This is a genomic window from Anaerolineales bacterium (genome assembly GCA_016928575.1).
Taxonomy (GTDB): domain Bacteria; phylum Chloroflexota; class Anaerolineae; order Anaerolineales; family RBG-16-64-43; genus JAFGKK01.
In genome coordinates this window covers 1-11348 of sequence record JAFGKK010000080.1, presented here as the reverse complement: position 1 = coordinate 11348, position 11348 = coordinate 1, and the positions used below count along the sequence as shown (strand labels likewise).

General features: G+C 63.5%; 9 protein-coding genes. 3 read left to right on the top strand and 6 right to left on the bottom strand.

The features are described 5' to 3' along the window. The first annotated feature begins 180 nt into the window (after window positions 1-180). On the top strand, window positions 181-936 hold the full coding sequence (locus JW929_10385; protein MBN1439806.1) for a methyltransferase domain-containing protein: 756 nt from the start codon (window positions 181-183) through the stop codon (window positions 934-936). A 76-nt stretch (window positions 937-1012) separates the two neighbouring features. Here the strand turns inward: JW929_10385 and JW929_10380 are convergent, their stop codons facing one another. Beyond that, a complete protein-coding gene (locus JW929_10380) occupies window positions 1013-1930 on the bottom strand; it encodes a sulfotransferase (GenBank protein ID MBN1439805.1) in 918 nt (305 codons plus the stop codon). A 262-nt stretch (window positions 1931-2192) separates the two neighbouring features. On the opposite strand from JW929_10380, the gene JW929_10375 reads away from it, so the two are divergent. Continuing rightward, window positions 2193-3917: a bifunctional sulfate adenylyltransferase/adenylylsulfate kinase gene (locus JW929_10375; protein ID MBN1439804.1), complete on the top strand. Its 1725-nt coding sequence runs from the start codon at window positions 2193-2195 to the stop codon at window positions 3915-3917. A gap of 115 nt (window positions 3918-4032) precedes the next feature. On the opposite strand, the gene JW929_10370 is transcribed toward JW929_10375, so the two are convergent. The 5 genes from JW929_10370 to JW929_10350 all read right to left on the bottom strand — a co-directional run bounded on the left by JW929_10370 (window position 4033) and on the right by JW929_10350 (window position 9943). Beyond that, window positions 4033-4752, bottom strand: a complete 720-nt coding sequence (locus JW929_10370) for an isoprenylcysteine carboxylmethyltransferase family protein (GenBank protein ID MBN1439803.1) — start codon at window positions 4750-4752, stop codon at window positions 4033-4035. Between the two features lie 106 nt (window positions 4753-4858). Next, window positions 4859-5689 (bottom strand): alpha/beta hydrolase, encoded by an 831-nt coding sequence (locus tag JW929_10365; GenBank protein MBN1439802.1) that lies wholly within the window; start codon window positions 5687-5689, stop codon window positions 4859-4861. Window positions 5690-5856: 167 nt separating this feature from the next. Beyond that, entirely contained in the window at window positions 5857-8409 is a 2553-nt protein-coding gene (locus tag JW929_10360) for an FtsX-like permease family protein (GenBank protein ID MBN1439801.1), read from the bottom strand. A 9-nt stretch (window positions 8410-8418) separates the two neighbouring features. Continuing rightward, entirely contained in the window at window positions 8419-9162 is a 744-nt protein-coding gene (locus tag JW929_10355) for an ABC transporter ATP-binding protein (protein ID MBN1439800.1), read from the bottom strand. Between the two features lie 199 nt (window positions 9163-9361). Continuing rightward, window positions 9362-9943: a PadR family transcriptional regulator gene (locus JW929_10350; protein MBN1439799.1), complete on the bottom strand. Its 582-nt coding sequence runs from the start codon at window positions 9941-9943 to the stop codon at window positions 9362-9364. Window positions 9944-10205: 262 nt separating this feature from the next. On the opposite strand from JW929_10350, the gene JW929_10345 reads away from it, so the two are divergent. Next, on the top strand, window positions 10206-10844 hold the full coding sequence (locus JW929_10345; protein ID MBN1439798.1) for a hypothetical protein: 639 nt from the start codon (window positions 10206-10208) through the stop codon (window positions 10842-10844). The last annotated feature ends 504 nt before the right edge of the window (window positions 10845-11348 follow it).

Genomic DNA, 11348 nt, shown 5'->3' with positions numbered 1-11348 from the left:
AGAATCGCCTTCCTCAGAGGATAATTCCCTGATTCAACGGGGGTTCTTTTTTGGCTTTTTCAAAGTGGACCCAAGCAACAGGCTCTACAGTCCCCGCTTTCATCCTGATCACATTCGCCCTGATTGAAAATCGGCAAGGCTCCGCGCCGACCGGAAGGGAACCTGAATCGCGTTCGCGCGATGACGCCGTCGAAAATCGTCCCCTCACTGCAGGAAAGCCGGACAGCTGACGGGCGTTCGAAGGACGCGGCTCAGCGCATGATCGAACTTCTTAAGGATATATTCTATTCGAGGCATCCGAACGGATTGGGGGCGCGCCTGCGGAGGCGTCGGCATGCTTTCTTCCTCTCCCTGATCCGTTCCGTTCCCCGCCCCCTCACCATCCTGGACATCGGCGGAACGGAACGCTACTGGCGGCTTCTCGGATTTTCCGCCTCGGAGCAGGTCCGGATCACCCTGTTCAACCTTAAGCCCCAACTCGTGAGCTCTCCGTATATGAAGTCTATGACCGGGAACGCCGCCGAGATGAAGCAATTCGGCGATCAGAGTTACGAGATCGTCTTCTCCAATTCGGTGATCGAACACCTGGAAGGCCGGGAAGCACAGACCCGCATGGCCGGGGAAGTCATGCGGGTCGGAAAACGGTACTTCATCCAAACGCCCAATTATTGGTTCCCCCTGGAACCCCACTTCCTGGTTCCCGGATTTCAGTGGCTGCCGGCGGACCTTCGAGTTTGGGCGATCCGCCATTTCGCCCTGGGTTGGTATCCCAAGATCCCCGATCTGGCTATGGCGCGGTCCCAGATAAACCATGTTTGTCTTCTGAAAAAGAGCGAACTGTCCTCGCTCTTCCCAGAGGCCTGCATTTACGAAGAAAAAATCCTCGGCCTGACGAAGTCCTTCATCGCCTACGGCGGGTGGGGATCAACCGACTGAGCGTTCTTTCCCGGATCCACTCCCGATGCGAAGATAAAAGCTCCGATCCCGCCTGCGTTTCATTGGCCGACCTAGGTCACTTGGAACTTAACCAGGCGCCCAGATCCCATCCGAGGAGTTCTTGAAGCCCGAGGATTTCCTCACGGAAAGACTCGGTCAACTCCCCGCGGAGTCCGGGGTCCAACCGCGGGGCGGGTTTCAGGAACAATCTGCGGATTGCGGAGTGGATGGGATACCGCACGGAAAGCGGAATGGTCCGGTCCATGAACCGGGTCGCCCTCCGCAGGTCGAACGCCCGGTCATAGAGAAAGCGGTTGCGCGGAATTCCGGAAGGGTTGTACACCGCCGAAGATTCGAATCGATGGGAAGGATCGGCTCCGAGAAAGTGATACAGGTCCGCCATCGACCCTTGGGGATCACGGCGCAAATCGTCGTAGAGATAGATCCTCATCCGCTCCCTGGGGAAAACTTTAAAGAACTCGTTCAATTGCCGGCAATACTCCCCGTTTCGGCGGTACCAGAATAACGGAGACCAATTCTCCCGGATCCGTGCGGTTTCCGCATTCAGGGCGGATTGAAAATCCGAGATGGGTTCCCGGTTCATCCGCAACGCGTGTTGAAATTGGGAATAAGCCCGGTCCACGGGATGGCGCAGAACGGCGAACAATTTGACACCCGGAAGCCGCCGGGCGATGGCCGTGGCGGCGGTCTCGGCCAGCACCAGGTAATCGGGTGAGATTTCGCCCCGGATCGGAAAATTATCCGCCTCCCGAAAGACCGAGACGTACCGCTCCCAGGAGCGGACGACCGTCCGCGGAATGATTTCATCCCCCGGTCCGTGATACTCGATCGGCTGCTCGGCGTATCCGAAATACCGCATCTCCTTCCGGACCGGAAGAAAAATCTGCGGATGGGAAAGCAGGAACTGGTGGACCGCCGAGGTGCCGCTTTTTTGCGCGCCGATCCCAAGAAACGTGGGCAGTACTTCCCGCATGAAATGAATTCCTTGGATTGATCCGGAGGTTGATCAATGCCGGGCATTGTACCGCCTTTCCACTCGGAAAAACCTCCTTCCGGCATCGCGTTGTGCAGTGGAAAACGCTGAACCCCGCCGATCCGCCTTCCCGAATCCCCCCGTACCAAGTACAATGAGTCGCCCCGGTTGTTTCCGTTCCGATCCGATCCCTCCCCGGGGATCCCCGCGTCCGGGGGCCGGGAAACAGATCTCCATTTTTTTCCCGAAGAGGAAACCGCGCATGAAAGACGGCTCCAAACCCGCAACTCTGATCCCCCCTTACGGCGGAACGCTCGTCGACCTGACCCTGTCCGGCGAGGAGCGCCGCGAGTGGATCGAAAAAGCCGGCCGCTTTCCCTCAATCCAGCTTTCCCCCCGCGCACTGTGCGACCTGGACCTCCTGGCGTGCGGCGGTTTCTCCCCGCTCACAGGCTTCATGGGCAAGGCGGATTACGAGCGCGTGCTGGGCGAAATGCGGCTCCGCGACGGCACGCTGTTCCCGATCCCGGTCACGCTGCCCCTCGACGAGAAAACAATCCCCGCCGGGGCGGAATACCTCGCCCTGCGCGACGAACACAACAACCTGATCGCAGCGCTGCGGATCGAGGAAACCTTCGCCTGGGACCCAAGCGCAGAGGCCCGCCAGGCGCTGGGGACGACCGACCCCCGCCATCCGCTCGTTTCCGAGATGAGCCGTTGGGGCGCACGCTGCGTTTCCGGCGAGTTGAAAGTGCTCACCCCGCCGCGTTATTACGATTTCACCGACCTGCGCCGGACCCCGGCCCAGGTCCGCGCGCTGTTGGAGAATATGGGCCACGCCAAAGTGGTCGCCTTTCAAACGCGCAACCCCCTGCACCGGATCCACGAGGAGCTCACCAAGCGGGCCGCCGACGAGATCGGGGGCAGTCTGCTGATCCATCCGGTGGTGGGGATGACCAAACCCGGCGACGTGGACCACTACACCCGGGTGCGGATTTACCGGGCGCTGACGGAAAAATATTACGATTCCGGCAGCACCTTGCTGAGCCTGCTGCCGCTGGCGATGCGCATGGCCGGGCCGCGCGAGGCGCTCTGGCATGCGATCATCCGCCGCAACTACGGCGCCACGCACTTCATCATTGGCCGCGACCACGCCGGCCCCGGGAAGGACTCGAACGGGAAACCGTTCTACGGCCCGTACGACGCCCAGGAACTGGCCGCCAAACACGCGCGCGAGACGGGCGTCACGCCGGTACCGTTCCGCGAGCTGGTCTATCTTCCGGATTCACAGGAGTATGTTGAGGAATCGAACGTGCCCGCCGGCGCTCGAACCGCCTCGATCTCCGGCACCCAGGTGCGGGAGGATTACCTGGCCAAGGGGAAACTTCTGCCCGAATGGTTCACCCGCAAGGAGACCGCCGAAATCCTCTCCCGCACCCACCCGCCGCGGCATCACCGGGGTTTCTGCATCTGGTTCACGGGCCTGAGCGGCGCCGGGAAATCCACCACCGCCGACGTGCTCACCTGCCTGCTCCTCGAGCGCGGCAAGCAAATCACCGTGCTCGACGGCGACGTGGTGCGCACCCATCTTTCCAAGGGGCTGGGGTTCTCGCGCGAGGACCGCGACACCAACATCCTGCGGATCGGTTTCGTCGCAAGCGAGATCGTCCGCCACCACGGGGTGGCGCTGTGCGCGGCGGTCAGCCCGTATCGGGCGGCGCGCAACGAGGCGCGCAAGATGGTCGGCGAGGAGCAGTTCATCACGGTCTTCGTCGACACGCCGATCGAAGTCTGCGAACAGCGCGACGCCAAGGGCATGTACGCCCGCGCCCGGCGGGGCGAAATCAAGGGCTTCACCGGCGTCGACGATCCGTACGAGCCGCCGGTCGATCCGGAGATCACACTCGATACCGTCAACCACACTCCGGAGGAAAACGCGCGCCGGATCATCGCCTACCTGGAAAAACGGGGGTTCCTGGTTCCCTGACTGGAAAAAAAGGAGGGCACGGAGTTCATGAAAAAACTCCGAGCCCTTGATTTCCTCCGTGGATCCGCCCTGTCCTGCTGATCCAAAAATGTTGCTTGGACCCCTTCGTGGATCGTCACCAGACCCCCGGCAGCAAACGGTGCCGGACCCGGGCGGCGTAATCCTTGTACCCCGGCAACTCCGCCAGCAGAGTCCGGTCCTCGAGCGCCGTGCGGACGACGATCAATCCGGCGAGCACCGCGCCAACCGCGAAGGCCGGCCACGATCCAAGGACCAACGGCGCGGCCAGGTTGACGGCGACCTGCCCGAGGTAAGCCGGATGGCGCAGGAACCGGTACGGCCCGCCGACGGCTACGGTGTGTCCGCGGTCCGCCTGGATCCGCATAATCTGCGAGAAGAAGGCGTTCGATGCCGTCGCCCACACCGCGGCCGCGTATCCCGCCGCCGTCACAATCAGCGCCGGAATCCGGACCGCGTCCGGCAAGTCCGCCGTCCATCCGTTGCGGGCATCCAATCCGGCGACGACGTATCCAACCAGGGTGAGCAACCCGACCACGCCCATCAAGCCCACGTCCCACTTCTTGGCGTCCGATTTCGGGCCGACGCGGTCCGCCAGCAGCTGCGGGTGGCGCGGGATGACCGCGATTCCGGTGGCGACCACCCAGGCCGCCATCACCGCCACCAGCACCCAGCCCCAGCCCCAATCCCAGCGCCCGGCCGCGAGAAAGAGGATTACGGCCATCATCACCACCCCCATCGTCTCGCGCACCGCCCAGCGGGCGATGATACGCGGGATGGGTTTGTTTTGATCCCTCTTCTGAGCATCAGTGTTCATCGATCCTCCTTGTGAAATCGGCGTTGCCTTGACCTGATCCTCCTCCCCCGGTCGACGACGGGAGAAGGGACCGCCCGCCGAACAACGGCCCGAGGACGGCCGGATGTCAGGCGCATAGGAATTCGTCCACGGCGGTCCGGAAGGCCTCCGTATGGAAGAGCGCCGGCATGTGCCGGGCTCCGGGAATCGCTTGGATCCGGGAGTGCGGGTAGAAAGACCGCATCGCCTTCCGATCCGCCTTTGAACTCACCGGATCCTTCTCCCCGAACAGGATCAACACCTCACCCGGCCACGGGCGGATCCCCGGCCGGTCGTACCCGTATTTGCGCAGCGCGTCGCCGCCGGTCCGGAAATGGCTGAGCACGTCCGCCTTGGTCAGGCGCGAGGAAAACAACCCGTCAAGGTACGCCTTCCAAAACGCCGCCCGGGTTTCCGGGACGTCCATGACCGATTCGATCATGTTCCGGTACAACCGGAGGGCGGCTTTCTCCGACAGCCGGGGGATGATCCGGTTGTAGATCCCCAGGATCCAATCTTTCCATTTCGGATTCCTCAAGGGGACGGTTCCGCAGAGGACCAATTTCTCGGCCCGCGACGGAAAACGCTGGACGAACGTTTGCGCGATAACCCCTCCCGCCGATTGCCCGAACACGCTCACGCGCCCGGTCCCCTCGTGGTCCAGAATCGCCGCCATCCCGTCGAGGAGATCGTCGATGCTCTCGAGCGGGGGATACGTCGGGGTCAGCACGCGATACTTCCCCTCGAACATTTCGATGTAGCCGTAGGCGCTTTCGGCGGTGCGCATTCCCCCCGGAAGCAGCAACAGCGTGCGGGCTCCGCTTCCACCCGCGAGATATTCCCAACGGACATCCGCGACGGATAAGTATTGGCAGGGGTGCAGTGTGCGGAACTTTCGCAATTGATCCGGTAGTTCCATTGCGGCCTCTCCTTTTTGAACTAGCGACTATACCTCGGTCCACGAATTGACCGATTTCCGCACCGTCTCCCTCACTCCGCCGAAAGCGCGCCGGCTTCTCCGCTCCCGGGGCCCGCCCTGCATCGCGGGGCAAACCGGGAGCGGGGAACGGCGGAGGAGATGAGGCATTACTCATACTGCAGGGCCCGGATGATATCCAGCTTGGCGGCTTGGCGCGCGGGGATGACCGCCGCCAGCACTCCAAACAGCAGGCCGAAGACTGCCGCCGCCAGCATCCCGGCGGCCGGGAAGGCATACCCCATCGGGAACACGGCTTTCATCGCGCTGATAAAGGTATACCCCAGGTACCAGCCGCCGACGATCCCGAAGGCGGTGCCGATCGCCGCCAGCAGCAGCGCCTCGGCCGTCACCATCGCGCCGATCTGCCCGCGGGTGGCGCCGACGGCGCGGATCATCCCGATCTCGCGCGTGCGTTCGATCACCCCGATCGCCAGCGTGTTCAGCATGGCGATGAAGGAGGGGAACGCCAGCAGACCGAAGAGGACATACACCGCGGAGAAAGCCGCTTCAAACTGACCCTTCATCGTATCGTAGTATTCCCGCCCGGAGATCAGCTGGAACTGCGGATAGTCGGCGGCGATCTCTTTGATCTGGGCATCCGCGGCCGCGCGGTCCGCCCCGGGCGCCAGATTCATCTGCAGGAACACATCCTCGGTCTTGCCGAAATCAGCTTCCATGTTCGCCTGCGAGATGAACGCGGTGTTGACCTTGACGTTGAGCAAGTCGGTCGCGGCGGCGACGATCCGGTAAGGCACCGGGCCGTTCGGGGTCAGCAGGTCGACCGTGTCGCCCACCTTGGCCGAGGCGATCGAGAGAAACGACGAGTTGACGATCATGTTGCGCCCCGCGGCCAGCTCCCGGTAAGCCCCTTCCCCGCCCTGGAGGAAATACAGACCGCTCACATTCGGGAACGCCGCCGGATCGATCCCCAAAAGCGAAACCCCGACTCCGTTGACCTTGGTCCCGGCGAAGCGGAAGGTGCTGATCTCGCCCGCGCCCTCCACGCCGCGCAGTCGGTCGACGAAATCAGGCCCCGCCCCGAGGTTGGTGTTCCAGACGGAGACCGACGGCGGAATGAACAGGTAGTCGCTGCCCAGGCTCTTGCGCATCACGTCGTACATCACCACCGAGATCGAGGCGATCATGCCGCCGGCGGCGACGATCACCGCCAGCCCGAGCATCGTGGCCGAAGCGGTCACCGCCGTGCGGGCGGGCTGGCGGATCAGGTTCCCCTGCGCCAGCTCGCCGATGCCGCTCCGGGCAAAGATCCACCCAAGGACCCTGGCGAGCACCCAGGTGAACGGCCGCACCAGAAGCGGCGCGACGAGCACCAAGCCGATCAGGAACAGGAACCCGCTGGGCGTGATCAGCAGCGCATCTCCCGAAAAGAGCGCCAGGCTGGTGGCGATCAGGATCACGATCCCGATGACCGATCCGGCGCCGATGTTGCGGATCAGGTCCGTCTCCGCCTGCACAGGCCGCAGAGCCTCGAGCGGCATCACCCGGCTGGCGTTGCGGGCCGGGATCAGGCCGGCCAGGAGGGTTACGGTCACCCCAAGCAGGACGCAGACCACGACCAGGCCCGGGGACACGACCGGGCTTCCCAGATTGAGGTTCAGAAACCGGCTCAGGAACGGCTCAACCAACTTCAGCAATCCCGCGCCCAGCAGGTAGCCGAACACGAGGCCGAGCCCCGCGCCGATGACCCCCTGCAGGATACCTTCGGCCAGGATCATCCCGAGGATCGTGCCGCGGGTGGCGCCGAGCGCCCGGAGCATGCCGATGTCGCGCCGGCGCTCGGCAACGATGGTGCGGAAGGTGTTGAAGATGATGAATCCGCCCATGAACAGCGCCAGCAAGCCGAACAGACCCAGGATCGCCTGTCCCAGCTGCAGCGCGGCGAACATGTCGGTCCCCGACATCAGGGTTCCGACGTGATAGTTGGAACCGATCGCCGCTTCGACGGCTTTTTGGATTTCCGTGCGGCGCGCCTCACCGGCGCCGGTCTCGATGTTGATGTCGACGGTGTTGATCCGGCCCGGTTCGTTCGTCATGCGCTGGGCCTGCGCCAGGGTCACCAGGATTTCCTCGTTCCCGGGCGTCGTCCGCGGGGGAAGAATCCCCACGACCGTCAGGTCCGCCAGCCCCTGGGTGGTGGGAAGCGGGAAAGATCCCCCCACCCCGATCCGTAGTTTATCGGCCAGGCTCTGCGAGATGACGGCCGCGGCGGCGTCGGCCGGTTCCAGAAACCGCCCGTCGGTCACCGGATAGGCGCGCACTGAGCGGGCCGCCTGCGGATCCAATCCGATCAGGTTGACGGCCGTGATCGCGGCCGTTTGGGCGGTCGCCTCGCCGAAAAAGCCGACGGGCAGATTGACCGTGCGGATCAGGGTGGCGGATACGGCGCGCACGCCGTCCACGCCCTCCACGGCGTGGACGATTTCCGGGGAAAACGATTCGCCGGAGACGAGGGTCACGCTGAAATCCACCACGCCGGCCATGCCCTGGACGTTGGCCTGCAGGGCGGAGACCATGGTCGGCAGAATGATGTTCATTCCGAAGATGACCAGCACGCCGAAGACGATGGCGAGGGTGGTCAGGAAGGTTCGCAGTTTGCGTCCGCTGAGGTAGCGCCAAGCCAGCAAAAGTTGGAGAGTCATGGCGTCCTCCTACTCCCCGATCGCCCGCATTTTGTCGGCCAGCAACTGCGCCTTGTCGTGGCCCTTGCGTTCGAGGACGGCTTCGTCGACCACCGCGCCGTCCTTGAGGAAGACGATCCGGTTGGCATAGGCGGCGATGCGCGGATCGTGGGTGACCATCACCACCGCCCGGTCGAATTCCTTCGACACGCGCGCGAGCAGCGCGGCGATATCGTCCGCGGCGCGGGTGTCGAGGTTTCCGGTCGGTTCGTCGGCCAGGATCAGCGCCGGGTCGGCGACCAGCGCCCGGGCGATCGCCACCCGCTGCTGCTGGCCGCCGGAAAGCTGGTCCGGTCGGTTTTTCAGCCGCTCCCCCAAGCCGAACTTCCGCAGCCATGCGACCGCCCGGCTTTCCGCCTCCCTCGGCGGCGCGCCGTCGAGGGTGACGGGCAACGCAGCGTTTTCCGCGGCATTGAGGACGGGAATCAGGTTGTAGAACTGGAAGACGAACCCGATCCGCCGGCGGCGAAGCCTGGCCAGGTCGTCGTCCTTCATCTCGGTCAGCGGGGTTCCGTCGAGGACCACGCTGCCCTCCGTCGGCCGATCCAAGCCGCCGATCAGATGAAGCAGCGTCGATTTGCCGCACCCGCTCGGCCCCATCACGGCGACGAACTCACCGGGATTGATCCGCAGATTCACACCGTCGAGCGCGGTCACCGCCGCCTCACCGGTTCCGTAGATTTTTGTCAGGTTTTCCGTCTGAACGAGCGCCATGCTTGCCTCACTTCAACAACATTGGCGGTCGGATAAATGCTCCCCGCGGATCGAAACCGCCGTCACGATGCGCAGGAGTTGATCCTTTCTTCCCTTTTCCTTCCGTCCGTCCGCGCCATCCCTTTCCATACCCCCTGCTTTCGGCTCGGGTCCGCCGGGCAGGGCCAGCCGGAGGACAGCGGCAGACGGAAAGACCGGCTTACTGTTTTTTCGGCCGGCCCCTCGGCCTCAGGTCCGGCTCCGGAACCGGCTGTCTGCGGATCTCATCCAGCCGGGATTCGAGCATATCCAGCCAGCGCAGGTCGGCCTCCAGGTGCATGATCGTCTTGTCGAGCAGCAGAATCAGCGCGAGTTCGCGTTGCGGATCCGCTTCAGACCGGCGGGCGGTCGCCCGGTGCAGTTCCCGGTAGAGCATCGCCCGTTCGCGGCCGACGATCTGGCGCGGATCGGCCAGGCCGGTGGCCAGGCTGAGGACCATCTTCAGGTAGGTTCCGTCGCGCTGGTGATCCGGCGGTTCGTTGTTTTCAAACCAGCGCTCCAATTCGCCGCGGCCGCGGGCGCTGATGGAAAAAACCCGCTTCTCCGGATTGCGCTTGCGGGATCCTCCCGGAGCTTTCACCAGCCCGGCCTGCTCCAGCCGGCCGAGGGTGGAATAGATCTGGGCCGGCTTAAGGTCCCAGTTGCCCTCCCCGCCGACCACGGCGAGGAAGGCCGCGCGTAGTTCGTATCCGTAGCGCGGCTGGAGGGCCAGCAAACCGAGAATTCCGTGTTTTACGGTCATAATTAGTAACTCGTAGAGTATTATTTAGATTTAATATAAACTCGGTTTATATTATTGTCAATAGCTTCTCCAAACGCGTCCGAAGGGGGCAATCGATCCGGCAAGGTCCCGAAGGAGACGGCCGGCGGAGATCCTCTTGGAAAAACCGGGGGCCGGAGGGCCGGGTTGTGTGGATTGCCGCCGAGCATCCGGATATAATGAAACGGAACGACGCCGCACTTTCCCGATCGGCTTGCCGCCCAAAGCCATGGAGGCGGTCCGTATGCCTTCAAAAACCGCGATCGGCGATGTCGCCCGTTGGTATAACTCCCTGCGAAACACCCTGCCGGGAATCGCTCTGGATCCGCGGATCCGGGGCGGACGGGCTTTGGAATACCTTTCCGCGATGGCGGAACGGGGCCCCCGCCTGCGTGAATCCGCCGCCTTTATCCTCGAACAGGAAATACCCCTGTATGTGACGAAGGAAGCCAAGGGGGTCGGCGCCGGATGGCATGAGACGTTCGCCCGCAAGCGGTGGATCTCCGTGGACCGCAGCCTCGGGTTCGCGGATTGCCTGATTTCCTTCGGCCACGAGGCATGCCATCTTCGGCAGACGATCCGGGTCCGGTGCTCCGTGGAGGGGGAATACGAAGCCTGGCGCTACGGCTTCAAACTGCGCGCGGAGTTGGCTGCATCCGGCGGAGTCGCGCCGATGTCGGACGACGAGCGGATCTTAGCGGCGATGCCGGATACCCCTTCCCGCGCCGATCTGCAGGCCGCGCAAATGCTGATGAAGAAGATCGCCGGGCCCGGGTATCTCATCGATCGGGCGCCGCTCCAAGGAACGGATTGGCAAACGGCTTTGATCGCACCCGTGGTCCGGCTGATCAACGGCATCAGCGTTCGGGGCGAACTCCTCTAGCAGGGCGCTGAAAACAACGTCATGGCGGGCGATCCGCCCCCGGCGAAACCAATACGGGGCAATCCCCTCTTCCCAAAAAAAAGCGGATTGCTTTGACCGTCCGCGCCGTCCGGGGCAGATAAAGCAATCTCCTTGTTGTTAAAAAATATGGCATCGTCTTCCGGTTGGGTCGTCATTTCCGCGCCGGCCCTCGGCGCGTTCTTCGCCGGGGGTGTTTTTTGTGGGAATCCAGGTAGCGGGAGGTGTGGATATCCGCCAGATGCACCCCGCTTCCCCAGCTTCCCCCGCTTCCCCCGCTCCGCGAGGGCAGGCGCGAGGGCAGGCGCGGGCATGATACACCCTCAAGCCTTTTCAGATATGACTCCTATGCAAGAACATGACGAGTGAATTACCGCCGCCGGATGCGGCGGCTTCTGAAATGCCGCACCTGGAAGCCCCGCCCCGGCTTCGCCGGGCGAGGCCGGGGGTGCGCTCTTACCGGTTTTGGGGTCGAACAACCGTTTT

What these genes read in the sequence shown, in the direction of transcription:
- JW929_10385 (MBN1439806.1), top strand. Translation starts at nt 181, where the DNA reads ATGACGCCGTCGAAAATCGTCCCCTCACTGCAGGAAAGCCGGACAGCT.
- JW929_10380 (MBN1439805.1), bottom strand. Translation starts at nt 1,930, where the DNA reads ATGCGGGAAGTACTGCCCACGTTTCTTGGGATCGGCGCGCAAAAAAGC.
- JW929_10375 (MBN1439804.1), top strand. Translation starts at nt 2,193, where the DNA reads ATGAAAGACGGCTCCAAACCCGCAACTCTGATCCCCCCTTACGGCGGA.
- JW929_10370 (MBN1439803.1), bottom strand. Translation starts at nt 4,752, where the DNA reads ATGAACACTGATGCTCAGAAGAGGGATCAAAACAAACCCATCCCGCGT.
- JW929_10365 (MBN1439802.1), bottom strand. Translation starts at nt 5,689, where the DNA reads ATGGAACTACCGGATCAATTGCGAAAGTTCCGCACACTGCACCCCTGC.
- JW929_10360 (MBN1439801.1), bottom strand. Translation starts at nt 8,409, where the DNA reads ATGACTCTCCAACTTTTGCTGGCTTGGCGCTACCTCAGCGGACGCAAA.
- JW929_10355 (MBN1439800.1), bottom strand. Translation starts at nt 9,162, where the DNA reads ATGGCGCTCGTTCAGACGGAAAACCTGACAAAAATCTACGGAACCGGT.
- JW929_10350 (MBN1439799.1), bottom strand. Translation starts at nt 9,943, where the DNA reads ATGACCGTAAAACACGGAATTCTCGGTTTGCTGGCCCTCCAGCCGCGC.
- JW929_10345 (MBN1439798.1), top strand. Translation starts at nt 10,206, where the DNA reads ATGCCTTCAAAAACCGCGATCGGCGATGTCGCCCGTTGGTATAACTCC.